The organism is Bacillus niameyensis (assembly GCF_001375535.1).
GTDB lineage: Bacteria > Bacillota > Bacilli > Bacillales > Bacillaceae_C > Lederbergia > Lederbergia niameyensis.
On record NZ_LN831197.1, the window covers coordinates 4541742 to 4567642 of the forward strand.

The following is a 25901-nucleotide window of genomic DNA, read 5'->3' on the forward strand; positions in this document are numbered from 1 at the left end:
GGGAGATTTCAGTTACAGAAGATACCGTCAAAAATTGCATTTTGAAAGGAAGAGTAATAACGTGGAATTACCAAAGCAATTACAACCATATGCAGACTCTCTAGCAAATACGAAAAAGCCATGTTTGAACATTAAAGGGAAAATAGCGAATACAACTCCATTACAAAGTAAGTTTGCTGGACAACCGTACTGGTTAAAAACTGATCCATATCCAACATCTAAAGATGGGCAACCGCTTCGTTTGCTTGCACAAATAAACTTTAGTGAGATCGGGGAAACCATTCCTGACTATCCAACAGAGGGTATTTTACAGTTTTTTGTAGCAGATGATGATGTGTATGGATTAGATTTTGATAATGGGAAGAATCAAGATACATTCCGAATTGTTTATCACGAAAAGATTGAATTGGATTCTTCAAAATGGTTAACTGAACTTCAAGTTTTCGATGATGAAAACTATTTCCCAATAGAGAAGGAATGCGCCTTATCGTTTGAACGATCAGATGAAATGATGTCATCAGGAGATTATCGTTTTAATGTTATTACAGGAATCGATCAGTTATTAGAAAGCGGTACAGACGAGGACTATGATGCTTATGATGAAATTATGGAAGCGTACAATGAGATAGCATGTGGCCAAGGTTCAAAACTAGGCGGGTATCCATTTTTTACACAGGAAGACCCAAGAGCATACGGCAATTACATAGAATGCGATACTTTATTGTTGCAGATCGATACCGATAATGATTTGGACATTATGTGGGGAGATTCCGGCGTAGCGAATTTCTTTATTGCCGCGGAAGATTTAAAGAAACGTGATTTTTCTAAAGTTCTTTATAATTGGGATTGTTATTAAGATGAAAAAGTGAACTAGCAAAAATCAATACATATTTTAAAAGACAAATAAAAATCTCTTTTTAATGATTCAACAAAGGGAAATGATCAAAGCAATTATTAAAAGGGAATCAAACTAGGTTAACTAGGGATTTTTTTAAAGTAAGAGAAATTAAAATAAACTGGTACTACGCGAATAAGGCGAGTTGCCAGTTTTTTTGAATTTTAAAATCGCTAAGTTATTAACTCTCATTCATAGAAATCTAACTGTATTTGGGAAATTGAGGCATTAAATAATGTACGTAAACTAGTAGGGAGAAGCTCACAATCGTTATGATTCTTTAACAAGTTATTAAACATGATATATAATAGAGAGAAAGGATACGTGGAGGTGGTAACGATGAAATGGGAACAGGTTCGTCATCAATATCCAGAACAGTGGGTGCTTGTTGAAGCAATATCAGCTTACTCTGCAAAATCCACTCGCCATTTCAACGAGCTATCCGTCATTTCAAATTTTACTGAATCGACTGTTGCGTGGAAAGAATATAAAAAACTACATCTAGCTAACCCCTCAAANGAGGAATCAATTTGAACATTTTAAAAGACGCAGAAAAGAAGCAAGGATACAATCTATTGTTTGATGGTGAAACGCTAAATGGTTGGGCGGCAACAAGTCATCCAGAAGGTTGGCTGGCACAAGATGGGCTGATCATTTGTAAAGGTGAATCGAGTGGTTATTTGTATACAACTGATCAATTTGAAGATTTTGTATTGGAACTAGAGTATCGGACAGCACCTGGAACGAATAGCGGAGTCTTTTTTAGATGGACAGATCTTGAGGATCCTGTAAATACTGGTCTTGAGATGCAAATTTGGGACACTTTCGATCAGGAAGAAATGGTCAAAAATAGCTCAGGTGCGCTCTACGATCTAGTTGCTCCTTCTTCGAATGTAGTTCGGAAGGCTGGAGAATGGAATCAAGTGATCATTAAATGTGAGCGAAATTTGATCCAACTGACTTTAAACGGCAAGATGGTTGTGGAAGCAGATATTGACGAATGGACTGTTGCTGGAAAAAATCCGGATGGAACAGAAAATAAGTTTATATATGCTTGGAGTGAACGTCCGCGTCTAGGTCATATCGGACTGCAAGATCATGGTGGCTATGCGGAATTCCGTAATATTAAACTATTAAAGCTCTAAGTTCTAAAAGAAATCTCCCTATTCTTACATGGAGGGGAGATTTCAGTTACAGAAGATACCGTCAAAAATTGCATTTTGAAAGGAAGAGTAATAACGTGGAATTACCAAAGCAATTACAACCATATGCAGACTCTCTAGCAAATACGAAAAAGCCATGTTTGAACATTAAAGGGAAAATAGCGAATACAACTCCATTACAAAGTAAGTTTGCTGGACAACCGTACTGGTTAAAAACTGATCCATATCCAACATCTAAAGATGGGCAACCGCTTCGTTTGCTTGCACAAATAAACTTTAGTGAGATCGGGGAAACCATTCCTGACTATCCAACAGAGGGTATTTTACAGTTTTTTGTAGCAGATGATGATGTGTATGGATTAGATTTTGATAATGGGAAGAATCAAGATACATTCCGAATTGTTTATCACGAAAAGATTGAATTGGATTCTTCAAAATGGTTAACTGAACTTCAAGTTTTCGATGATGAAAACTATTTCCCAATAGAGAAGGAATGCGCCTTATCGTTTGAACGATCAGATGAAATGATGTCATCAGGAGATTATCGTTTTAATGTTATTACAGGAATCGATCAGTTATTAGAAAGCGGTACAGACGAGGACTATGATGCTTATGATGAAATTATGGAAGCGTACAATGAGATAGCATGTGGCCAAGGTTCAAAACTAGGCGGGTATCCATTTTTTACACAGGAAGACCCAAGAGCATACGGCAATTACATAGAATGCGATACTTTATTGTTGCAGATCGATACCGATAATGATTTGGACATTATGTGGGGAGATTCCGGCGTAGCGAATTTCTTTATTGCCGCGGAAGATTTAAAGAAACGTGATTTTTCTAAAGTTCTTTATAATTGGGATTGTTATTAAGATGAAAAAGTGAACTAGCAAAAATCAATACATATTTTAAAAGACAAATAAAAATCTCTTTTTAATGATTCAACAAAGGGAAATGATCAAAGCAATTATTAAAAGGGAATCAAACTAGGTTAACTAGGGATTTTTTTAAAGTAAGAGAAATTAAAATAAACTGGTACTACGCGAATAAGGCGAGTTGCCAGTTTTTTTGAATTTTAAAATCGCTAAGTTATTAACTCTCATTCATAGAAATCTAACTGTATTTGGGAAATTGAGGCATTAAATAATGTACGTAAACTAGTAGGGAGAAGCTCACAATCGTTATGATTCTTTAACAAGTTATTAAACATGATATATAATAGAGAGAAAGGATACGTGGAGGTGGTAACGATGAAATGGGAACAGGTTCGTCATCAATATCCAGAACAGTGGGTGCTTGTTGAAGCAATATCAGCTTACTCTGCAAAATCCACTCGCCATTTCAACGAGCTATCCGTCATTTCAAATTTTACTGAATCGACTGTTGCGTGGAAAGAATATAAAAAACTACATCTAGCTAACCCCTCAAAGGAATACTACATTTTCCATACAGATCATGAAACTATTGAAGTAAAGGAGCAGAAATTTATTGGCGTTAGGAGGCGACTTCAATAAAAATAAAAATACAGGATGGGTTGCCAATCGTTTCAGTACTCCTTACGTTCAAAGGGAGAAAGATTCGACTTGATGACGTACTTTTAGACACCGGGTGCTCAACCACAATTTTTGATACGGATGAAGTCGAAGAAGTTGGACTTATTATAGATCGAAAAAACGGAAAACCAAGAAGAATGTATGGAGTAGGTGGAGAAAGCGAACTATGCTATGAGCAGATCGTAAAAGAATTACAAATTGATCATTTTGCACTAGACTCTTTTCTAATCCAATTAGGTATAACGAAGGAAACCTATGGATTTAATGGCATTCTCGGAGTAGATTTTATGATTAAAACCGGACTAATAGTGGATTTCAATGAAAAAAAGGCGTATTGGAAATAAAAAAGAATGATTTTATTATATAGGTGATTCTATTGAACACAAAAGAATTTATAGAGAGATATATTTGTAAAGTTGGGGAAACGGTTGATCAAATTAGTCATAATGAGTGGCAAATTCAAAAATGGACGGCAAGAACTTTTAAAACGCTGGGCAATGTTCTAGCTGCTGAACATTATGACATGTTACCAACTAAAGAATTGATTAAGTTAAAGCTGAAACCAAATTCTCGTAGAAGTTCATTATCCTTACAAAAGAAAATAATAGACGAGGCATTACACAAGGGATGGATTATCCAAGAAATCCGTTTTAAGAAAGATGGCAGGACACCCCTGTCTTCGGTATATCGCATGGGTCCTGGTTTATATGAATATGAAAGACTCAAGGAGGAGGAAGCTAATTCAGAGGATCGGGAGCTTAAACAAATTTTAAAAGCTGAAGTGGTAAAATTAGAAGGCATTCTTCCAGCTGATTTTCTCAATGAAATTATAGAATTTGCTAATGAAAATGCTGATTCAGAATCATGGGGTAAAGAAAGAGTTCGAAGGTTTTGCCATTTTTTAATAGGTTATCTTCAGTTAAGAAGAGAAAAATCGAGGATAGAATTTAAAGAAATTGGAGCTACGTATTATAAAAAAGTGGGTGGTTCGAAAGCTTTTGATTCTTATCGGGCATTTTTTATTACACGAATGGAAAAGTGGCAAAATGCCCCAGTCAATGAGTTAGGGATTATAAGTATCGGCTCGATTGTATCCGTACTTTTTACAGGGAATTTAAATGGGCGCTTTTCTTGCTATTCTTTGGGAACCGTCCATGCTACGACTGACATTGCCATCGTAGATGAAATGTTTCAGACAGACGCCAGGTATTTATGGTTAGTAGAAAATCGGGCTGTCTTAACTAGAATGGCTGCTGAAGTTGATTTTCTGGAAAAAACCCAATCTTTTATAATAGGTGTTGATGGTCAGATTCGCGGAGCACATCGAAAAATGATTAAACAGCTGTGTACCAACTTATCCGTTCAAAAAATTATCATATGGGTTGATTACGATAAAGCGGGCGAAATCATTGCGAGAGATATCGTTCAGCTAGTGAAGGGAATCTCTTATTGCATAGTTGGAAATCAAGGAAATTTATTTTCCTCATACGAAGAGTATGTTAAATGGTCAACAAATACTCAGCCAGCAGAACAAGAGATGACGTTAGGAGGTCCAGAAGAATGGAAAAAGTGGATAGAGAAATAATTTCCATTTTTAAAAGTGATCACAATTTACCGCAAATGGCGAGAGCAATGCGAGATATTATCTCTTTAGCTGGCGTAATGAAAGATCTATCAACAGAATCAGTATTTGATTCACCTTTAGAAATGTTGCGTTTTTTAAGAATTATAGAATTGATTCATGAGGAAGCATACGGTTTAAGTGATCCAATAGATAATGCAGAGACACTTTATTATCGGTACCAGTCCCGCTACAAAGATGGAGAGCCACCAACAAAAGCAAGAGTGGATCAAATTGTGAATGTTTTGGCAAAGAACAATTGGGTCAGTAAACAGACACACCAGATCAAAATGATGAGTGTTGGGAAACGTATGATGGATGCTTTAACAAGGTTAGCTAATGATTCATTGGCGTACTATTTGGAAGATGAAATTGGACGATCCTTGTTTCAAGCGAGGCGAGACGCGGAAATTAGTGAGGCATATGATGATAAGGGAATATCAGGTGGAAATAGGATTGCTAGTTTAATTCATAATGTTCAGGGAGCAATTAATCTGTTAAAGGAACGTGAGCTAGAACTGCTTGCTGACCGTAACGCCTTGCCTCAGCTTCAATTAATTCATACGTTAATGGAGGAACTGGAGGGAAAGCTTCAAGAAAGAATTAATCAATTTCAAACAATAGAAGACAGTCTTGTTCTCAGCAATTTAATGCAAAAGGGGACAGGGGCGCTTGCTGAAGGGACAAGCTTATCAATTGGAATGATTAATAAATACCTTCAATTTATGAATGTGCAACAAACTCCTCTTAAAACAAAAATTTCTCCGGAATCAGTTCGAGTTTTTATTGAGAAAATGTTCAATCCCCCTCCTGAATCGGAAATCCCAAATGCCCATCAACTATTTAGTTTTATGGATCAAGGACAGTATAAAGGGGAAGAAAGAGATGGTATTTGGATACCGGTTAAGTATGCTGCTCCATTATCCTATTTGGATATTGAAAAGGGAATTGACTTTTTGGAAAACTATGAGCCTGTTGTGGCCGATATTGAAGAAATAACGAACCCTGAATTTCACGAGGAAAATATTGAGGTAGATTCGTTGACAGAATTAGTAGAGGAAGCGGGCTGGCTTCTCACGAAGGCAAGTATTGATACAGAAAAAGTCGAGAAATATTTGGAACAGAAAAAAGAAGCGGATATGGAGGAAACGATCGTTGAGACGAGTTCCCCTTTATGGGGCGATGCGATTCGCCAGCTCTTAGCTATATCAGCACTTGAAGCAAATAAAAAGATTGAAATTCGACCGAAACAAGAAGTGAAGCAATATGAAAAAGAATGGGAGTGGATCCAAGATGACGACAGAAAATCCAGCATTCGAAGAAGAGAGCATTCATAATCAAACTTTAAATAGCCTTCATACCTTGCAAAGTGTCTTAACGGGCCGGGAAGAACAGACGTTTATGTCGATATTGTTTTCATCAAGTGCAACGATTCGGGCTAACAATTTTGGTCTTTCGCGTAAGGAGATAGAAAAGCTTTTAGGCGTCACTCGAAATGACCAATACTTTTTTTCCTTTTTATCACGAGTTAACCAGGCTGTTGGCCGTTATTATAGGCTCATATATGACGAACAACGGGATCAAGTAGTCGTTATGCTACGTGTACCTGCCCGATCAGCACGCCATACTTTATCGGAGGAATCCCTTGCCGTGTTACTCTATATGTTTTATCAACAGGAAGTGCTAAAGCATGAATATACACTATTGTCCCAATTACTGGAAGCTTTTGGCCATGAAATGTTAAAAGGGGGACGGCGAATCCAGCTAGCCCTTGATTCACTAAGAAAAATTGGAGCCATTGAACATGATCAATCATCAGATAGAAAAGATTCCTATTGTTTAACAACTATTGGTGTCCATATGTTTTCAGATTCATTTTTACGTAGAGTAGTGGAATTCAGTCATTCCAATCAATTGTCGAAAGAAGACGTTATGAAATTTTTCAATCGTTATAATCTTTATGAGCAGGAGGGAATGGTGTGATTCCATGGCGTTTACAATTTTCGGGTATTCGAGATTACGGTATAGAGGAAATGAATTTGGAAAATGAAAATGACCACATTATGATTACGGGTCCTAATGGAGCAGGGAAATCCACTATTTCTTTTTGTATGGGAGCGGTTTTGCGTTCAAGCAAAGTTGATATTGAAGGATTGAAATCGCAAAACCTTCCAGAAGATCAACCATGGCATGCTCAAATCCGTTTTCTTTTTAAGAATGAAGGATATTCGCGAATTGATGCCCCTTTATATATTGAATTTCGCTTATATTGTGAACAACTTCCAAAGCAGCCGATCAAACTCCGCTATGAAATCCATGATGGTGATGCAATCGATCAATTAGACCTTCGGCAAACGTTTCGGTCCGGAGATGTAAATAAAAACAATTATTCCGCCTATAAACGAGAACTGCAGTTTAAATACAAAATTCATCCCGACTTGTACTATTTGATTTGGTATCAGCAAGAAGTCAATCAATTTGCTGTAATGGCGCCAGAAGAGCGTTTCCGGATATTTAGTGAAATGCACGGGATTGATAAGATCCAGAAAGATTGGGAAACAAGCCTAGAGGTTGTGAAGGAAGCCCAAGATTCATTAGCGGTTGCGACTAATCAACAAAAGGCATATGAATTTAATTTAGGAATTGCTAGAAGTGCAAAGGATCGTTATGAAGCGAATAAGAGGCGGCTGGATGAAAGTGGTTATCTTTATGCATGGACGACGTATAGGCTGCAAAAGAGGGCTAAGCAGGATCAAGTGGAGATGGAGAAGTATATTGAAGAACGTGAAATTGAGTTAGACGAGTTTTTTAATAAGCAAGCTGAAAATGAAGGAAGAATCGTCCAAGAGAAAAATGCGAGAAAAGAGTTAGAAGCTCAACAAAGTCAAAAAGAGGAAGGTCGGGAGCAACTGCTTGAGCGATTAAGTTCTAGCGAAGCTAAACATTCGGAAGTGGAGGAAGAGGTAGATCTGTTGCAAAATGAGCTAAGTGAGCTAACGGAAGCCTATAAGAAACTATCGTACTCTGAAAAAGAAACTAAAGAGAGATGGCAGCTAGTCCAAGATCAAGCTCAGCAGTTAAAAGAAAAAGAAAAGAGTTTGCGTGAAAAGGTTACGGAAATGGACGGTGAAATAGAATCCACACGCCAAAAACAATCCGATCTGAAAGCGAAGATTAACCAGTGGATTGAAAATAGCCAATCTGCAAATGAATTACTTGTACGTTACACATCGAGTTATCAACTAACTGAAAGACTCATCCTACTTGACGATTCTATTCAATCGATGAAAGAACAGCGTGAAGAAAAGGATAAACAACTTCGTACTCTTAAAAATGAGTTAGAAATGTTGGCACGAAATCAGATCGAGTCACCACGTCAGCATGAAGCAATTAGTGAGTTGAAGAAACGAGGAATCCAAGCGTACTCCTTTCGCTATTTTATTAGAATGATAGACAATACCAATCTGAAAAAGGAATGCTTATTTGATACTATTAAATACACGATTTTCTATGATGCTTCTACCTGTCACCCCTTTAATGATTTATATCATGTATCATTAAAAAAACTCATTCCTGACCGATCACTAACGGAGTTGCCCCAATTAGGATTAAGAATGCGTGAAGGTCTCTCAAGTGAGGACCAAAATAAAGCTGCCCGTGTTCTATGGTGGATTGAACAATTTTTTACGAAAGAGACTCCACACATTGAAAATGGTTGGCTAATCGACCCACAAGGAATAAGGGGTCCGCAGGAACATGATACGTATATTTTGAGTAATAAAGCTCTGGAAGATCGAAAACGGAAACTTGAGCAGCAGATTCATTTATTACAAGAAGAAATTGCATTTTTGGATGAAAAGTGGAAAAAGGACAATGAAACATATCGTATTTGGAACGCCGACGTTCAGAAGGTGAGAGAAGCAGAGGCGTTTTTGTCCACAAAAGCAGAGCAAGATTACAGAATCGAGCAATTGGAACAATTAAAGATATTGTATAGCCAATTACAAGAAGATAAAACTGAACTCGAGAAAAAAGTACAAGATGCATGGAAAATAAATCATCGGTTGTCTGGCGAGATCAAGAAACTAGAAGCGGATTTAATAGTATATGAGAAATTCAGTCAGCAATCAGCGAAAATTGAGAGACTTCAAAAACTGGAACAGTCACTAAAAGAGATAAAGAATGAAATAAAAGATGTCCGTAGTTCTATAGCAAAATTGGATAATGGGCTAGATGACTTGCAACAAAAACTTAGGGTAAATCAACGGAATATTGATGATTTAGAGGATGTCCGTATCCAAAACCAACGTTCCATTACACAAACTACCAATCAAAAGCGGGAAAAAGAACAAGAACGAATTACCATGAATAATGTGGCTGCAGGATATAAAAATGAATTAAACGAACTTCGCCAACTTATTCCCGATCTCGTTGAGGAGGCCATCGTGGATAAGCAATTTGAAGAGTCAAAGTTTGAACTTCAACATAGACAAAACCAAGCAAAAGTTGAATTTCATACTGCAAGGGATGAAAAAGATATAGATCCAAATGCAGTGGAAAATTTTTATACGATGGAAAAAGAAGTTCTTCGTAAAAAGGACGAATTGCATGCGGCCAAAAATCTTTTAGAGGAAAACGAAGAACGTGCAAATCAGAATGAAAAGCACTTAGAAACTGCTATTACGATGCAGGTTCAAAGAATTCATCTCCTCTTTGAACAGTATATGGGTCTATTCCAGTTTGAGGGCCAGATTAAATATGAGAAACTTTTGGACAAAAAAGGTCGTCCTGTATTTAAATTGTTTATCTACGTCCGTAAAGAAGGACATCGGGGAAAATTTGAGGATGTAAGTTTGAAAGCAAGGGGAGGTCGTGTCGGGAAAGGTGTATCTGGAGGAGAAGAGTCTTTAAGCTCGTTATTATTTGCACTTTCTTTACTGCAAAATTTAGAAAATCGTGCTAGTTTTATCGTAATGGATGAATTTGATAGTGCCTTGGATGAAAACCGTAAAGCCAAAGTCTTCCAGCTATATGCGAAAGAACTTCAACGAAAATTAATTATATTATCTCCAAAGGGACATGAGGATGAGTACTATTATCGATTTTCTAAAGCTTTTATTGTCTCTCATGATCCCAAGGAGCTGAAAAGTAAAGTAAAGGGGATCATGCTTAGCCATTAATAAGCCGGGCAGCAGGTGCTTTAAGTAGATAAAGAGGGGACTCTGGCTCAGTTGTGATAAATAACGTGAAATTCGTTAAATGGTCACGTTATTTTGCGTGCACAGATCTGTATAATGGCGTTATTTCTAAGTTCATTAGAATATGTACTATAATATTGTGTTCTTCAAAACAAATCCAACCAAAAGTCAAACTAATAGGGATCTTATTTTATAAAATAACCATGCTTTCATGACGGATTCATCAGAACGATGCGTTGCCACTTTATTTAGAAAGTAAAAGTCATCGGGCTCCACTTCGATTTTTGCGATGGGCTCTATGGCTTCGTCACTAATCCACTCATCGAATTGAATCGTTCCTTGACTTATATGACGAAAGGAGTCTTCTTGTAAAAGATAAATCATCCCATTAGTCCAAGGCTCATTTTGGAGTGTTGGTTTTGTTAAGGAGTAAAAGTGAAACGGCTTTTTGCCATTAGCGGAAACCGAACCGTTTCTCATATTTCCTACTATTTTTTCTTTATTAAAAATCGCGTAGAAAATAGGCCAAATCGGATCTTTTGTTGCAAAAACAGCTGTAGTCCATTTTCCGTTATATAAGGTTTGTTTGCGCGGTTCAAACGAATCAATATACTTATTATTCGATCCATGCAACACAAAGGATTTTTGTTTCGTCGCATAATAAAGGAACTTATATTTAGGAATCGCAAGCTTGTAGTCTATAGTCTTATCAGGTCTTTTTAATGAGTTTTCCAGTAGATTGTTGAATAAGTTCTCTTCCTTTTTACTAATTGTCATTTTGGGCAGAGGATAGAACAGTATGTGTAAAAGAAGGTTTGTGAATATAGATTTCAATTTTTTCACCTCTTAGTAGTATATATTCTCGGAAAAGGGTAGAATTCCTTTATTAGGAAGAATTGACAGTGGTGAAAGATGAACAAACGAGGAGATTCGATCATATGGACGGTAAAAATAGAACAAATATCATGACTGGGCAAACAGTAGAGATTGTCCTTAAAAAGGATCAAGCAACTGGCAAAGGAACACGTGGAATTGTGAAGGATATTTTAACTAAGTCTCCGTCACATCCTCATGGCATAAAAGTTCGTCTGCAGGATGGGCAAGTAGGTAGAGTAAAGAGAATTATTTCGCAAGAATAAACGGGAATCACATAGCTAATATGTGGTTTCTTTTTTTATGCTGATTGTTGTAAGGCAAAATCTTAACATTGAAATTTAAAAAGAATAATAAAGATGTTTGTATTATATTCAGAAATTACAATTGATTTCGGAACAACAATAGTGTATGATACATAGTATAAAACGAATACTGTATGACAACTAGTAATGGAAATGAGGTGTGTGAATGAGTGATTTATTAAATTCATTAATGACAGAACTTAGGAGAGGGACGTTGACATTAGCGGTTTTAAGTCAGCTGCGAACTCCGCAATATGGATATTCCCTTGTCCAATTATTGGAGGAAGCAGGTATCACGATTGATCAAAGTACCTTGTATCCATTGCTTCGCCGCTTGGAAAAACAGGAGTTGGTAACAAGTAATTGGGATACTTCTGAAAGCAGGCCGCGGAAGTATTATGTTGTTAGTGAATATGGATTAGAGATTTTTTTACAATTGAAAAAAGAATGGATTAAGAATTCGAAGGAGCTTTATAACTTATTGGAGGAGGAAGATAATGAACCTAATTGAGATTTATATTCAGGAGGTTACTCGGAGGTTACCTGAAAAAAATCGTGAGGATATTGCACTTGAGTTACAGTCTACGATCGAGGATATGCTTCCAGATGAGTACGAGGAAAAGGATGTAAAAACGGTACTAGAAAAGCTGGGAAATCCAGTTTCATTGGCTAATGGTTATCGAGATCGTCCTATGCACCTTATTGGTCCCCGTTATTTTGATGTGTATGTTTCCTTATTAAAAATGATATTGCCAATAGCTACAATCATCTCATTTATTGCTGTAGTTGCTGAGTTCTTTATTAGTTATCAAGGTAATGCAGCTGTCATAAATGTGATTCTGGATATTTTTAGTTTTGGGATATGGAGAATTATGGAAGTAGGGATTCAAACATTTTTTTGGTTAACAATTGTGTTTGCTATTATTGAAAGAGCAGATAAAGGGAAAGATGAACAGCCGCTTACTTCAAGTTTATCAAAATGGACGCCAGATGATTTGAAAAACATTCCGTATATACCTAAGGAAAGAGCTGTTTCAAAGGTTGAAGTATTTGGAAGCTTAACGTGGACGGCCATTTGGGCAACGCTTTATTTTTATGCTAACAAGCTTGTTGGTGTATATCATGGAGATAAGAATGGACTTGAATTTGTAACTCCAGTTTTTAATCAAGAAGTATTGCTCTCGTTTTGGCCAATCGTTCTATTGGCAATAGCGGGCGAAATTGGATTAGCTCTTTATATGTTAATCAAAAAACAGTGGTCGAAAAGACTGGCGACATACAGTACGTTACTCCATCTAATTTCAGCGGTAATCTTTATTGTTATACTCGTAAATCCAAATATATTTAGTGAGGAATTTATTACGTATATGGCTGACTTATTCTCCATAACTACAAAACAATTTACAACTTGGCTCGTAAGCGGGGGGATTTTCCTCTATTTAGCATCGGTAGCATATAATATATATGAAGGTTTTCGAAAGTCTAGAGTGCATTAATCTGCAGATCTTGAGCCAAATAATAATTAATAGAATGGGTTCGATGACTGCCCCCATTCTTTTTTTGTCTTCTTGTTTACCTTTCCTCTGTCCCTATTCAACCATTAGTTGAATAGCTAAATTCTACTAACTGTTGATAGGTTCGTGGTAGGGGATATGCTAACATAACAACCATGAAGGGCTGATGGGTAATGAACTTCCAGACTTATCCTTCATGAAAAAAATTGGGCACAGGGGGATTGTTTATGCTAGATTCACGTAAGGTTGGTTCTTATATATCTAAACTTCGCAAGGAACAGGATAAGACTCAAGTAGAGTTGGCAGAAGATTTGAATGTAAGTCATCAGGCTGTATCAAAATGGGAGCGTGGGGAATCACTTCCTGATATTGCGATGTTTCCAAAAATTGCGCAGTTATTTAGTAAAACGATTGATGAGATATTAAACGGCGGGGAAAACAGTGTACAGCCTAAATTTACACATGCTGGCAGAATCGTTGAGGAAATTTCCAATCAAAACACTGAACAGGTCGCGGAAATGATTAATATCGGGGAAGTGAATGTTGAGGAACTAGTGGAGGTTGCTCCTTTAATTAAAGCAAGCACTTTAAGCAAGGTTTCTGAAAGCATCGACAAGAGTATCTTTGACACTGATCTTATTGAGAAACTTGCTCCATTTCTCGGGACAGAAACATTGGATTCACTCGTCCTTCAAGTGGAGGAAGGCAATCTGCAATGGGAGAGGGTTACGAAGCTAGTTCCATTCCTTAGCAAAAACGCGCTAGAGCATTTGGTTGATAAAACAATTGAAGGTTCGATTGATTCACATGAACTTGTAAGAATTGCCCCTTTTCTAGGTCGTGCTCAAGTGGATAAGTTAGTTCGCCAAGTGGAAGAGGGAAACATGAGTTGGGACGTCGTCCAATCGCTGGCTCCGTTTATAGGTAGTGCGACTATGAATGACCTCGTTAATCAAGTTGTAGAAGGCAAACTTGACGGTAATCGCATCGTGAGCCTAGCTCCTTTTTTAAGTCGCGAGCAGGTGGATCGATTAGTTTTTCAAGTCGAGAACATAAGCTGGGACATCGTCCAATCGCTAGCCCCTTTTATAGGTAGAGCAACGATGGATGACCTCGTTAATCAAGTTGTAGAAGGCAAACTTGACGGTGATCGCATCGTTAGTCTAGCTCCTTTTTTAGGTCGTGAGCAGGTGGATCGATTAGTTCTGCAAGTGGGGAACATAAGCTGGGACATCGTCCAATCGCTAGCTCCTTTTATAGGTAGAGCAACGATGGATGACCTCGTTAATCAAGTAGTGGAAGGGAAACTTGATAGTGATCGCATCATGAGTCTAGCTCCCTTTTTAGGTCGTGATCAGTTAGAGAGGCTAGTTTACCAAGTGAAAAAGTAGAGCGTGCATCAGGCATAATGCTGGAATTCGGTACAATATTGGGTAACTTTTTCGAGTTGCTAAAATAATCTTCCAAGTTAGGGGGATTATTTTTTAATTGGATCACGCAATCATTCGAGATAGGAAGGAGATTTTTTGATTTGATCAAATAATCTCCCGAGTTTAGAGAATAATTTTTCGAGTTGCTAAAATAATCTTTCAAAAGGACAGAAAAAGGCCAGGTTCGAATTAAGGTGCAATCCGAAACCTGGCATGCTGCCTTACATTGTCCACTTATCATTGACTAGTGCGACAAGTTTCCAATCGCCGTTTTGATTTTCTTCAAAGACTAGGTGGAGGCTGCCCCAATCCATTTGATCATTCTCATCCGAACCAGCTACATAATATTCAACGACTTTAGAATTGGGAAAAGTTTCCTTTATATTATTGATTGTCGTGCTACGCTGTATTGGATCATCAATCAGAATTTGATCAGCCAGTTGAAATTCTTTTTCTAAAAGAATCTGATCAACGTAATCATTCGAAGAAAGTTCGATTGGCAATCCACTTCCATCATAGTGACCCCACCTAAAGATTTCAACATTATCCAGCAAGGTCTCCACCTCTTCTTTTTCAAATATTAGTGCATTTTCTTCGATATGAACATACGGTGAAAACAATAGTCCCTTCTCCTCATGGACATGATCCGCAAGTGATATCATATCCCTTTGATCTAATGCTTGGATAATGTCCTGAGCCAGCGATTGGACAGCATTATCGGGGTTTAGTTGTTTGCTTTCAACTTTATCAACAATCCATTTTTCATTCTCCCGTTGTAGTTGGTAGGACATTTTCACATGACCAATTAGTAGGTTTTCTTGTTCCTGAATGACTGTATAGATTTTTTTATTCACTTTGTGGAATTCAAAGTCAGCCTCTTCATCCAACCATGTAGGTCCCATCTTTGAAATAAGATACAGTTTCTCATTTTGTTCCATGAAGTAAGATTCAACCATACTGAAAGCCAGATTTTTGGACATTATTTCCTCAAAATGGGTCTGCACCTCTTCCTTTGATGAAAATGATTGAATCAACCCATCTGTATTTGTTTCTGCTTCATTGACTAACGTTGTAAACGTCTGTTTGTATACGTGCAAGACTTCTTTCGCTGTTGCTCGGTCTAGCTTAGGTGTCTCTTTTTCTGTAGAATTCTCTATCGGTGTTTGATTCTGTCCATTCAAACTTTCCTTATTGACATCGGTATTTTCATTCGAGAAAGACATCGCTAAAAACACAATTAAAAAAGCTGTTGCAACACTGGCTACTCCTGCTATTAACCTTTTCATTCTCTTCATTTTTCCCTCCCATCTTTTATTTTGATCGATCGAATCCATTAACTGTGTATGGATTTTATTCTGTCTTTCTTCACTCATTCGGTGCTTGGGGAACTTTCGTATGTGCCGTGTCAATTCATTGTCCTTCTTCAAACCACTTCGACCCCCTTGTGAGCTGCTTCCTAATAGCTTGAATGGCTCTATGATAATTGGTCCTTACCTTGGTCTCTTTCCATTTTAAAATTTGGGCCGTTTCTGCAATTGAAAAATCTTTTATCGCTCGTAAGATTAGCACATCCCGATAGCTCTCAGGCAATTGTTGAATGGTTTGATATAATTCCTGCTGTTCCTCATTTTGCAGAATAAGTTCCTCAGGTGTCTTTCCGTCATGGGGATGATCAATAAAGGGTATAAAGTTCGACCAATTTTTCCGTTTTTGTTTTCTGATTTCATCAATCGCCACATGACGGGCAATGCTAAAAATCCATGTTTTTGGATTGGCTTGTTTTTTATAGGAGTTCAATCCCTTATAAGCTTTAATGAAAACTTCCTGAACCATATCATCAACATCGACTTTTCCTGTGTAATAAACTAAAAAGTTGTATACATCCTGGCTATATTCATCAAACCAATCCGAGATAACTTCGTCTGTATTCGACATCATGAACGATCCCCCGTCTTCATCTTCACTAATTAGACGTTAAGAATTTTGAAATGTATCACCTGAAATTATTTTATTTCTGAAAGAAAAAAACGCACCCGAGTAAGGGTGCGTTAAATACTTGACGAATATATTGTAACTTGCATTAATTAAAAATCTTAGATAAATTGCCGCGGTTTTATTCTTCATTAAACCTAAACGACGTAAGCCCTACCTCTCATACATCCTTACGGCTCCGAAGCCGATCCAGTGTGAATAAGTCTTTCTAATAACATAGTAAGAACGCCAAAAAATATTTCATCTATTCAAAGTTTTTCAAGTTCATTCGATAAGTATCATATTAATTTACCACAAATAAATTTGTATGTCAACCGCTTATTTTTTTACATGAACATTATTATTTCTTCGAAAATAATAGAGATTGTTATTCCTATGGTTATCATCCTAAGAGGGTTTAGAAGATAGTGAATATTATAATCATTCTTTAATTTTTGCACTGAATCTATAGTTTGTTAAGTGATCTATATACCTAAGTTTGTTATAATTTACATATAATTCCATCAAGAGTAAATTTTCAGAAACAAACCCCGGAGGGTTAAATAAAGAAATGATAGCAGGGCAATGAAGTTAATATTGCCACTATTATCCAAATTAAGGAGGAGATAAAACAGGATCTGAAACGACTTCCAATTTGAAAAACATAGCATTATAGCTACTAAGTTAATGGTGTTCTTGTCATGAAACTACATTGAATGGACTAACAGAAAATCTAAAGAAGAAGGGAATAATGATATACATGCAGAAAAGGCAAATACAAAAGACTTTGTCGATGCTAGTTGTAATAATGATATTATCTGTAATGATTCCGCTAAGTACGTTAGCAGCAGATTCATTCCCGCTAAAAGGGGATCAGGAGCTAGGAAAAGCACAGCCAAACTTTTCTGGGTACAGAATATGGGATGTCCGTGATTGGAGCCCAGAAACAGATCCTTATGCAGAGATGCTTCGTGCTAAAGTACCTTTACAAAAGCGCAATGAACCGTTTAAACCTACTCAAGCGAATCCAACGCTTGATTCAGATGCACAGATCATGTTGATGCAAGGTGATTATGGCAACTCTTTTTTCGATAGTACGATGTATACGAACGAGTTCAGTGAGCATGTTCTAAATTTTTGGCAATACACTGACTACTTTTCACCATGGCACGGGGCTGCTACTGCAAGTACACCGAAATCGTTATATGATCCATTTACTAGTGATTGGCGTTCTCGCGGGTTTGAATTTGGAATTGTAAATATCCCGAACCCTGCCTATACGAATGCTGCACATAAAAACGGGGTAATGTCGATAGCTGTTGTCTATTTTGATCCTGCTTTCCGCCCGGGTCAGACTTATGTTGAAATGCTTACACAGGACGAGGATGGAAGTTTCCCAGTGGCAAAACAATTGGTTGAGATGGCTGAATATTTTGGCTATGATGGGTACTTCCTAAATTCGGAAGAACGATTCCGTGCTGGTACAGATGATCAAGAAAAAGTAAAGGAATTCATGGCTTATTTAACGGATCATGGGTTGTATACGCAGTGGTACGATGTGAACAGTACTTTTAATGCGAGTAAAGCGGAGTGGCTAGGTAACGAAAACCTTGGCACAATTCATGATTCAGTATTTGTAAATTATGGAGGCTTTAATACTAGAAGTAGAGTCGACAGCCAACTTCAATTTGCAAAAGATAATGGATATGATCCATTCAAACAAATCTTTTTTGGTGTAGAGAACAATCAAGGGAAATTTTCGGGTAATGCCAATATTATTAACACTTATGCAGAAGGAACGAAAAATCCTCGTGCTAGCATTGCTCTCTTTACTCCATCTGATTATTATCAGAGAGGTGTGGCTGAAGGGATTCAGGATGAAATACGCGAATCCAATGGACAGCAGAAACCAATGTTCCAAATTGATGAATATCAATGGATGATTATGGAAAGAGAAAGAATGTTCTTCTCTGGGGTGAAGAGTGATCCTACTGATACCGGAAGTCATCCAGGGTTTGCACGGCCTGAAGTAAATGCAACTAATGCAGGCGGGTGGGTTGGAGTTGCGGATTTCACTAGTGAGCGATCTGTGATCAACGGTACAGTATTTCATAGTAATTTTAATACTGGTCATGGTATGCAATATTTCCACCAAGGTACGGTGGCAACCGATGAAGAATGGACGAATATCAATATTCAAGATATTTTACCATCTTGGCAGTGGTGGATCGATTCCGAGGGTACGAAACTAAAAGCTGATTTTGACTACGGTGCAAAGTTAGAGCGCAAGAATTTGGCTGGAAATCTTCTGGAACAACCATTTGAGACAATTGGTGCTTATAATGGCGGCTCATCTCTAGTAATGTATGGCAGGCTTGATGCAAAGAACACCCTGCACCTTTATAAAACAGATCTGCAAGTTAAGTCAGGCTCTAAAGCTTCGCTAACTTTCCAAAAAGCCTCCACAGATGAGGCAGTGATGAAGCTAGGTCTTATTTTTAAGGATAAGCCAGACGAAATAGTCGAGCTGGATGTGAAAGACAGTGATGTTAAAGGTGATTGGACAACTAGCACGATTTCATTAGCTGGATTTGCAGGGAGAGATATTGCAGCCATTTCATTTGTTGTTGAAGGAACCGCAGACCATTATCAAATGAATATTGGTGAATTGAAGATCACTGATGGAGAAACGGCAGTTCCTGATCGGCCACAGAATTTCCAAATTAAAAATGCTTTCGATACAAAGGAAATGGTACTAACGTGGGATTTAGCGGACTACAAAGATGTGAAACAGTATAATTTGTATGCAACTTTATCAAATGGTAAAGAAGTCTTTTTGGGCGGAATCTACGATGACATCTATTATGTGAAATCTACTTTTGAAAAAGAAAAAGCAATTGAAATTCAACTAAAGGCAGTTGGACATGATGGTGCCGAAAGTGAGCCGACAATTGTGTCTTACAATTATGAGAATAAACCATCTAACATTGTGGTAGAAGAGGCTGAGAGTCCGTCTGGTTTAGTCACTCAAAGTGTTTATGATGGTAAAATTAAAGTAAGTTGGGACGTACCTGAAAAAGCCGATTTTGACTCTTATGAACTTGCTGTTACGTTGAATAATTTAGAAACGGCTCATCCAGACAATCGAGTATACACTGTTAGTGCTGATAAAAGTGCAACAAGTGCTGTAGTTGAAGTACCAACGAAAGAGGGTTACGAATATACGCTTTCCATTCGGACGATTAAAGATGGGAAAAAAAGTGATGCCATTTCTTATATAGGCCATACTAAAGATATATTTGTACCAAAGCCACTTGAGAGCGATATATGGCTGAATGATAGAAATCAGTTAATGTTTAATTCACCATCACCTAAAGACTGGTATTATCTCAATGTAAAAATGGGCGGTCAAGAAGTTAGAAACTTAAAACGTGGTGCAGATTTATTAAATCGAGGGATAGCTATTCCTCAAAATACTAGTAAGATTGAGATGACTTATAATGATTACACGGGTAATGTCTCTGAACCACTTACTCTGTATTATCTTGATGGTAAACTCATACAAACTGATGAGTTGAATACGGAAATTCTACTTTCAATCTTAGAAGGCTATCAGGAAGATTTAGACCAAAAAGTTTATCGACAGCTTTCTATTCATTTGATATCTGTTGATCAATTTGAGAAAAAAGGTGCAGCGGATAAAGTAGTCAAACATATGGAAAGTTTTACGTTCTTACTAGATCATCAGTTGAAGAACAACTCTATTTCTCAGGAAATGTATGATAGTTTGCAAACTGTTGCGAATGAACTTATTGAGAAATGGCAAGATGCGTGAATTTGCGAAAATTTGGTAGTTTTATAAGGAAAAACGGTCGTAGAAAAGGCTAATCAACAACCAAATAACCTCGAAATACAGTAAAATGTTCAAAAAGCAAAGTGCCGGATACCGAAACAATTCATAATTGTTCCAGTATCCGGCGTTTTAATTTCTCCAAACTTTCTAATTCACTTACTTGACCAATAAAGTTTTGGATAATATCTCCGCCGAAATCATGTATCAATATACCATTAAAACAAATATCGGTAATTTCATCTTTGTTATACTGACCGAAGTATCCTTGCATATAAGCTTGATCAAATCGAAATAATTCCAAGGCGACTAAGGCTTCTTCATATATAGGTGGAGCGAGTACAGCATCAGCAAAATCAATGATATGTAAATCTAAATTTGGGGTTATTAGTATATTGTCGCCATTTAAATCCCCATGAACAAAAACGGTATCACCGAAATGATGAGATTGAATATAGTCCAGTCGCTCTTTTTTGAAACGTTCAGGATATTTTTCCCAACGCTTCTGCCTAATTTGATCGTGAATTACATCGATGTCATTAAATGGGGGACAAGGTGTATTGAGGGAGTCGGTTAACTTACGCAATTTCTGTCCGATCTTCACTTTTTCAGTAAAACTTAAATCAACCTTATTTATTTCTGTTCCATTGACGTGCTCTAAAATCATATATGCAAATTCGTAACGGTCTTGTACAGAACCGCTAGCGATAAGTTTTGGTACAGGAACACTAAGTTTGTTAGCTCGAGCAATAGCAAATGATTCAGTATGAAAATCTGATGTGCTGTCGATGCCAGATTCTTTTGGTGCAAATATTTTTATGACGTAATTCCCGACTTTAAATACGGCATTAGTTCCAGGAGTGCAATGCTCGATTTCGCTAAATGGTAGTTTTTCTTTTTTAAATATATACTTGATCAACGGTTCGAAGGTAGGGATGGATTGAAATATTCTTCCCCATGAGTCCCAGCCGTTTAATTTTGCAGTGAATAATTCCATCATGCTTTCCACCTTATCGTTTATCTTAAATGACACTGCTAGAAAAATATTATTCTAGCAGTGTTTAATAGACTTTCTATTTACTAAAATTAGAGGAGGGATGTGCTGTTACACCTTCGAATGTTATTTTAACCGGCTTTATGTAACCCCCTTCATCAAAGTATAGCCGATCGATACAAACTGCACGGTGATTGTGGTTTGTTTCTGTTAAAGGTCTACGATGATAGACGATATACCATTCATCTTTCTCAGGTATTTGAATCATTCCGTGATGGCCAGCTCCTGTAGCAACATCTGGATCTTGTTGAAGGATTTTCTTTTCCCGCTGAAAAGGCCCCAATGGAGAAGAGGCAATCGCATAGGCAACGGAATAATTCGGACCTCCCCAACCGCCCTCTGACCACATGAAATAATATTTACCTTCTCTTTTTATCATACAAGGTCCTTCTATAAATTTATCAGGAGTAATCGATTTGTAGGTAGTTCCATCTTCAAATGTTCCAATACTAATCATATCATCATTAAGCTTTACGACATTACAATGCCCCCAGCCCCCGTAATATAAATAGGCTTGACCATCATCATCGATAAAAGCATGAGGGTCAATTGGTTGAGCACCATGATAAATTTGATCAACGAGCGGTTTTCCGAGTGCATCTTTAAAAGGCCCTTCAGGACGATCAGCAACAGCGACACCGATACCGCCTAACTCGTCATTGCTTTGGATATCATTGGCAGCAAAGTAATAATAGTATTTTCCTTTATGCTCTATTGGCGATGGCGCCCACATTGCCTTATGAGCCCATGATATATCCTTCATTTCCAATATGCGTTCTACCTTATTCCAAGTTACTAAGTCCTCTGAATAAAAAGCATCAAAAAATGTCTGTTCCTCATACGGAGCTGAATAAGTTGGATAAATCCAATACTTCCCTTCGAAAATTCTTGCCTCTGGATCAGCATACCATCCGGAAAATAGCGGGTTTCCAGAAGTTTTTGTCTCGTTTCGTAATTTCATAGCATTTTCCCTCCCTTTCATAAAATTAATATAGCATGTAATCGGAGAATACAAAAACATTTGGGGGAAAATTTAGTATCTTTGAAAGTTCTTAATTGAAACATTAATCTGCAAATGATATATTAAATATGATATTTAAAATAAATGAGCTATATTAGGGGTTTTCAAAATGGTCAATGAAACAAGGGAACCACTTTATTTACAAATTAAAGAGTACTTCAAAGAGTTAATTACATCTAAAAAGTTATCTGCTCACGATCGAATACCGACAGAACGTGAGATTATGGAAAAATTCGATGTTAGCCGGATAACTGTTACAAATGCTCTATCGGAATTAGTAAAGGAAGGGTGGATTTACCGAATTGCAGGGAAAGGAAGCTTTGTAGAAGATGGGGTCGAGAATCTATTTGATAGCGTAGCGAATTTAGATGATAAGGACTTTAAAACTCACTTAATGGATTCTTCAACTAGTTCAAATCCAAAGCGCAAGGTCATTGGGCTTATCATGCCGACCATTGAAGATTTCTTTGCAGTAAGGTTAATTAATGGTATTTATGGGGTTTTACTCAATACGGAATATACTGTCTCGATCATCCTGACCCACAATTCAAAAGAAAAGGAACAAGAAGCCATTAGAGAATTTTTACGGATGCAAGTGGCTGGTTTACTCATTTTTCCAATTGATGCCGAAACATATAATGAGGATCTTTTAGAGTTAAAGGTCAGAAACTTTCCTTTTGTCTTAATTGACCGCTATTTGCCTGGCGTCGAAACAAACTATGTAAGTTCTGATAATACAATGGGAGCCAAATTGGCTGTATCACATTTATGGGATTTGGGGCATCGTAATATTGTTATTTGCGCAGATTCACCTGGAACAACGGTTTCTGTAGAAGATCGGATTAAAGGTTATATGGATGCTCTTACGGAAAAGGAGGCAATGATTAACCCATCCTTTATTGTAACGGATTTTAAAGTGAGTGGTTCTTCTAATGAAAATGTATTGCCGCTCCAACAGCTAATTGAAAATAAGGTTGCTACTGCTTTTATTGCGTTAAATGCAAAACTGGGTCTTCATCTTTATAAACTAGCTAAAAGCATGAAACTAAGAGTTCCAGAGGATATATCGATTATCTCTTTCGATGATCCTTACTTCGACTCTGATTTAGGTGATTTTACGCATATTTATCAATTCGAACAGCGTATTGGTGAAGAAGCTGCAAATATTTTAAATCAATTACTTACAAATCAGCGAAAAAATGAAGGATATAAAAAAATAAATATTGCACCTAAACTTGTTGTGAAAGGAACAACGGGATCTGCCCCCAAATAATCACTAGCGAAGGAGGTGTCCACTATTTATTCCAATCCGAGGTCACACTCGAAATCAGGGAGGATCGAATGTTTCGAAAACCTTTTTTAACGGTCTTAATATTGTTGTTAATCCCGGTAGCGATCATTATTTATGTAATGAAGGTGGTTAACAGTGAGAAAGTGAAATTTCCCGTTAGTCAAGCTCTGCCAACATTTCCAAAAGCGAAACAGCTAGATGTGCTAGATATCGAAAAAAAATCAGGTGATGAGAAAATTTTGTTTGCAACTTTACAAGGGAACGTAAATAGGGAAGAACCAAGAATCTATTTAATCGAAAATAAGTTTGAAGAAGGCAAGTATACTTGGTTAAAAGATTTGGAGGTTCCATATACAGTCATGAAAGATCCGTGGGATGTCTTATTGAAATATAAGAATGAAGTGGCTGGTATGATTATTTATGATCCGGAAGTGCAGGATACGATTAATGTTGCAACGACGATTGCCGGAGTGAGGAATGCAGTAGTAGCAAGTCCTTCACTTGCGGAAAAGCTTCAAAAGGAACCATATCAATTGAAAGTTATAGAAGATTTACGTACAAAATTCTCGAATGGTTTAGATGCCTATCGATGGCAGTTTGAAAACCTTTGGTCTGAAACAACAGATGAAATGTTAATTGGATTAGACCCTGGCAAAAGCATTCCTTTGCCTAATGACAATTTTTCCTCCTTTAAGAATCTTATCGTAGCTAAGGAAATAAGAGATGGCTCTAATCGGGATGTGTATGACCTTGATTTATCAGAGTTTCTAGGAAAGGAAGCTGTCTATCTCCGCTTTCAAGATGCTTTCCCTACGGATGGGTGGGGAGCAGCTATCCATAAAGTAACTGTAAAAGCAGATGGTGAAACGATTAGCGAGTTTATTCCCGGTACGGCCGAAGAAGATCTCTATTTATATGACAGCGGTGGATCGAGTTCAGATGATCGATTCAATGGGCACCGCTGGGCAGATAACGGAAACTATTTCATTTATCGATTTATCCCATCCGAGAATACGAAAAAGCTAATTGTTTCAATTGATATGTGGAACCAATATAAGGTGTCTGCCTCTAATATTCAACCTGTGTCATCAGATAAAAAGGAACCATATGGATTTTTAAGAGATTATGCTGTTGCAAATCGGGCGATGGTATTTTCGCTTGAATCAAATGTTCCAGAGGAAAAGGAATTATTCGAGGAAATTTTAAATCAAGTGGAACCGAATACTCCTTATTTAGGCTGGTTCGGAAATGATGTAGCAGGGGAGTTTAGTGGTACGGAATTAGTCTCAGCACATGGCGTTTACGTACTCCCAGCTGACTGGTTTAATAATATGACGGTTTTTTCTGGAGTAGAGGGAGAAATCCAAAAACAAGCTCCTCTGCAAGCTCCTGAATTAGAAAATAAAATTTATATTACTTTTACCCTTGGAGAAGGCGATAACCTTCAATATAACCAACATCATATGAGAATGCTTTGGGATAATGAGCGGAGGGGCAAAGTACCAATTAATTGGTCTACAACCCCAATTCTCTATGATGCCGCTCCTTCCATACTAGCGTACTATCAAAAAACAGCAACAGAGAACGATCTTTTAATTGCCGGTCCATCAGGGGCAGGATATATTTATCCAACACCATGGCCTGATGAGACATTCCATATATTTGCTAAGCAAACGGGAGAGTATATGGAGAAAACCGGTATGGATATTATTTATGCGTTAAACCGGGTTAACAGTCGTGATCTTCCATTGTCCGAGAAAAAGATCCAAAATTATATTGATCATGTCAACTTAAAAGGGATTTTTCTAGGTTGGGACAATTATACTGAAACAACGATCTTGAATGGACAATTACCACAGTCGATTTTGCTTTCGTCCAGTAGTGTGAGGGAGGCAAAAGAGGAAATTGCTAAGGCGGCAAGGAAGTGGGATGGGGAGTCACCTTTGTTTATAGCGATGGGAATGTTATCGTGGTCGATTACCCCGGCAGATATAGAAGTTATTGCAAATTCACTTGGGGAAGAATTTGTCGTTGTCCGTGGTGACCAATATTTTGACCTCGTCCGCCAGGAATACGGGTTACAGGCTAAATAACTTTATAGAGTCTAATGAATCTATAGGGTGGGAGAGACTTATTTCTCTTCCCACCCTCAGCTAGGAGAG

21 protein-coding genes are annotated in these 25901 nt (G+C 37.4%); 16 read left to right on the top strand and 5 right to left on the bottom strand.

Annotated elements, in window-relative coordinates:
* Positions 1-61 precede the first annotated feature (61 nt).
* The 9 genes from BN1243_RS20850 (at position 62) to BN1243_RS20895 (ending at position 10412) form a co-directional block, all read left to right on the top strand.
* A complete protein-coding gene (locus tag BN1243_RS20850) occupies positions 62-856 on the top strand; it encodes a YwqG family protein (RefSeq protein WP_062110066.1) in 795 nt (264 codons plus the stop codon).
* A gap of 569 nt (positions 857-1425) precedes the next feature.
* Positions 1426-2040: a 3-keto-disaccharide hydrolase gene (locus BN1243_RS20860; RefSeq protein ID WP_062110064.1), complete on the top strand. Its 615-nt coding sequence runs from the start codon at positions 1426-1428 to the stop codon at positions 2038-2040.
* Positions 2041-2135: 95 nt separating this feature from the next.
* Positions 2136-2930 carry a YwqG family protein gene (locus BN1243_RS20865; protein WP_062110066.1) on the top strand — a complete coding sequence of 265 codons (795 nt, stop codon included), beginning with the start codon at positions 2136-2138 and terminating at the stop codon, positions 2928-2930.
* Positions 2931-3308: 378 nt separating this feature from the next.
* Complete coding sequence (locus tag BN1243_RS20870; RefSeq protein WP_062110069.1) at positions 3309-3572, top strand: hypothetical protein; 264 nt, start codon at positions 3309-3311, stop codon at positions 3570-3572.
* A gap of 20 nt (positions 3573-3592) precedes the next feature.
* On the top strand, positions 3593-3955 hold the full coding sequence (locus BN1243_RS20875) for a retropepsin-like aspartic protease (RefSeq protein WP_230200285.1): 363 nt from the start codon (positions 3593-3595) through the stop codon (positions 3953-3955).
* 32 nt (positions 3956-3987) lie between these two features.
* Complete coding sequence (locus tag BN1243_RS20880) at positions 3988-5196, top strand: toprim domain-containing protein (protein WP_062110075.1); 1209 nt, start codon at positions 3988-3990, stop codon at positions 5194-5196.
* Positions 5172-6569, top strand: coding sequence for a hypothetical protein (locus tag BN1243_RS20885; RefSeq protein WP_062110078.1), 1398 nt, complete (start codon positions 5172-5174; stop codon positions 6567-6569). Before BN1243_RS20880 ends, BN1243_RS20885 begins: the two co-directional genes overlap by 25 nt.
* Positions 6526-7215: a hypothetical protein gene (locus BN1243_RS20890; RefSeq protein ID WP_062110081.1), complete on the top strand. Its 690-nt coding sequence runs from the start codon at positions 6526-6528 to the stop codon at positions 7213-7215. The genes BN1243_RS20885 and BN1243_RS20890 overlap by 44 nt, the downstream gene beginning before the upstream one ends.
* Positions 7212-10412 carry a hypothetical protein gene (locus BN1243_RS20895; protein WP_062110083.1) on the top strand — a complete coding sequence of 1067 codons (3201 nt, stop codon included), beginning with the start codon at positions 7212-7214 and terminating at the stop codon, positions 10410-10412. Before BN1243_RS20890 ends, BN1243_RS20895 begins: the two co-directional genes overlap by 4 nt.
* Before the next feature lie 186 nt (positions 10413-10598).
* Here the strand turns inward: BN1243_RS20895 and BN1243_RS20900 are convergent, their stop codons facing one another.
* Positions 10599-11207 carry a hypothetical protein gene (locus BN1243_RS20900; RefSeq protein WP_069201894.1) on the bottom strand — a complete coding sequence of 203 codons (609 nt, stop codon included), beginning with the start codon at positions 11205-11207 and terminating at the stop codon, positions 10599-10601.
* A gap of 161 nt (positions 11208-11368) precedes the next feature.
* On the opposite strand from BN1243_RS20900, the gene BN1243_RS20905 reads away from it, so the two are divergent.
* The 4 genes from BN1243_RS20905 to BN1243_RS20920 all read left to right on the top strand — a co-directional run bounded on the left by BN1243_RS20905 (position 11369) and on the right by BN1243_RS20920 (position 14513).
* Positions 11369-11569, top strand: coding sequence for a YwbE family protein (locus BN1243_RS20905; RefSeq protein WP_062110839.1), 201 nt, complete (start codon positions 11369-11371; stop codon positions 11567-11569).
* A gap of 205 nt (positions 11570-11774) precedes the next feature.
* A complete protein-coding gene (locus BN1243_RS20910) occupies positions 11775-12119 on the top strand; it encodes a PadR family transcriptional regulator (protein ID WP_062110088.1) in 345 nt (114 codons plus the stop codon).
* Positions 12106-13104: an HAAS signaling domain-containing protein gene (locus BN1243_RS20915; RefSeq protein ID WP_062110090.1), complete on the top strand. Its 999-nt coding sequence runs from the start codon at positions 12106-12108 to the stop codon at positions 13102-13104. Before BN1243_RS20910 ends, BN1243_RS20915 begins: the two co-directional genes overlap by 14 nt.
* Positions 13105-13349: 245 nt before the next feature.
* Positions 13350-14513 carry a helix-turn-helix transcriptional regulator gene (locus tag BN1243_RS20920; protein WP_062110093.1) on the top strand — a complete coding sequence of 388 codons (1164 nt, stop codon included), beginning with the start codon at positions 13350-13352 and terminating at the stop codon, positions 14511-14513.
* A 260-nt stretch (positions 14514-14773) separates the two neighbouring features.
* On the opposite strand, the gene BN1243_RS20925 is transcribed toward BN1243_RS20920, so the two are convergent.
* Positions 14774-15847 carry a hypothetical protein gene (locus BN1243_RS20925; RefSeq protein WP_154669917.1) on the bottom strand — a complete coding sequence of 358 codons (1074 nt, stop codon included), beginning with the start codon at positions 15845-15847 and terminating at the stop codon, positions 14774-14776.
* 115 nt (positions 15848-15962) lie between these two features.
* The gene (locus BN1243_RS20930; protein ID WP_326569858.1) at positions 15963-16490 is read right to left on the bottom strand and encodes an RNA polymerase sigma factor; all 528 of its coding nucleotides are present in this window, start codon (positions 16488-16490) and stop codon (positions 15963-15965) included.
* Positions 16491-17274: 784 nt separating this feature from the next.
* Between BN1243_RS20930 and BN1243_RS20935 the strand changes: the two genes are divergently transcribed.
* Positions 17275-20358 (top strand): endo-beta-N-acetylglucosaminidase, encoded by a 3084-nt coding sequence (locus BN1243_RS20935; RefSeq protein WP_062110097.1) that lies wholly within the window; start codon positions 17275-17277, stop codon positions 20356-20358.
* 121 nt (positions 20359-20479) lie between these two features.
* Here the strand turns inward: BN1243_RS20935 and BN1243_RS20940 are convergent, their stop codons facing one another.
* Both BN1243_RS20940 and BN1243_RS20945 read right to left on the bottom strand, forming a co-directional pair.
* Positions 20480-21370: an aminoglycoside phosphotransferase family protein gene (locus tag BN1243_RS20940; RefSeq protein WP_062110098.1), complete on the bottom strand. Its 891-nt coding sequence runs from the start codon at positions 21368-21370 to the stop codon at positions 20480-20482.
* A 76-nt stretch (positions 21371-21446) separates the two neighbouring features.
* The gene (locus tag BN1243_RS20945) at positions 21447-22388 is read right to left on the bottom strand and encodes a glycoside hydrolase family 43 protein (RefSeq protein ID WP_062110100.1); all 942 of its coding nucleotides are present in this window, start codon (positions 22386-22388) and stop codon (positions 21447-21449) included.
* Between the two features lie 169 nt (positions 22389-22557).
* On the opposite strand from BN1243_RS20945, the gene BN1243_RS20950 reads away from it, so the two are divergent.
* Both BN1243_RS20950 and BN1243_RS20955 read left to right on the top strand, forming a co-directional pair.
* Positions 22558-23721: a GntR family transcriptional regulator gene (locus BN1243_RS20950; protein ID WP_062110102.1), complete on the top strand. Its 1164-nt coding sequence runs from the start codon at positions 22558-22560 to the stop codon at positions 23719-23721.
* A gap of 68 nt (positions 23722-23789) precedes the next feature.
* The gene (locus BN1243_RS20955) at positions 23790-25832 is read left to right on the top strand and encodes a GxGYxYP domain-containing protein (RefSeq protein WP_084782194.1); all 2043 of its coding nucleotides are present in this window, start codon (positions 23790-23792) and stop codon (positions 25830-25832) included.
* Positions 25833-25901 lie beyond the last annotated feature (69 nt).

Excerpts from the sequence above, each read along its gene's own strand:
- BN1243_RS20890 (WP_062110081.1), top strand. The coding sequence starts at position 6,526 with ATGACGACAGAAAATCCAGCATTCGAAGAAGAGAGCATTCATAATCAA.
- BN1243_RS20930 (WP_326569858.1), bottom strand. The coding sequence starts at position 16,490 with ATGATGTCGAATACAGACGAAGTTATCTCGGATTGGTTTGATGAATAT.
- BN1243_RS20950 (WP_062110102.1), top strand. The coding sequence starts at position 22,558 with ATGGTCAATGAAACAAGGGAACCACTTTATTTACAAATTAAAGAGTAC.
- BN1243_RS20915 (WP_062110090.1), top strand. The coding sequence starts at position 12,106 with ATGAACCTAATTGAGATTTATATTCAGGAGGTTACTCGGAGGTTACCT.
- BN1243_RS20900 (WP_069201894.1), bottom strand. The coding sequence starts at position 11,207 with ATGACAATTAGTAAAAAGGAAGAGAACTTATTCAACAATCTACTGGAA.
- BN1243_RS20925 (WP_154669917.1), bottom strand. The coding sequence starts at position 15,847 with ATGAAGAGAATGAAAAGGTTAATAGCAGGAGTAGCCAGTGTTGCAACA.
- BN1243_RS20955 (WP_084782194.1), top strand. The coding sequence starts at position 23,790 with ATGTTTCGAAAACCTTTTTTAACGGTCTTAATATTGTTGTTAATCCCG.
- BN1243_RS20885 (WP_062110078.1), top strand. The coding sequence starts at position 5,172 with ATGGAAAAAGTGGATAGAGAAATAATTTCCATTTTTAAAAGTGATCAC.
- BN1243_RS20870 (WP_062110069.1), top strand. The coding sequence starts at position 3,309 with ATGAAATGGGAACAGGTTCGTCATCAATATCCAGAACAGTGGGTGCTT.
- BN1243_RS20945 (WP_062110100.1), bottom strand. The coding sequence starts at position 22,388 with ATGAAATTACGAAACGAGACAAAAACTTCTGGAAACCCGCTATTTTCC.
- BN1243_RS20910 (WP_062110088.1), top strand. The coding sequence starts at position 11,775 with ATGAGTGATTTATTAAATTCATTAATGACAGAACTTAGGAGAGGGACG.
- BN1243_RS20905 (WP_062110839.1), top strand. The coding sequence starts at position 11,369 with ATGGACGGTAAAAATAGAACAAATATCATGACTGGGCAAACAGTAGAG.
- BN1243_RS20920 (WP_062110093.1), top strand. The coding sequence starts at position 13,350 with ATGCTAGATTCACGTAAGGTTGGTTCTTATATATCTAAACTTCGCAAG.
- BN1243_RS20940 (WP_062110098.1), bottom strand. The coding sequence starts at position 21,370 with ATGGAATTATTCACTGCAAAATTAAACGGCTGGGACTCATGGGGAAGA.
- BN1243_RS20935 (WP_062110097.1), top strand. The coding sequence starts at position 17,275 with ATGATATACATGCAGAAAAGGCAAATACAAAAGACTTTGTCGATGCTA.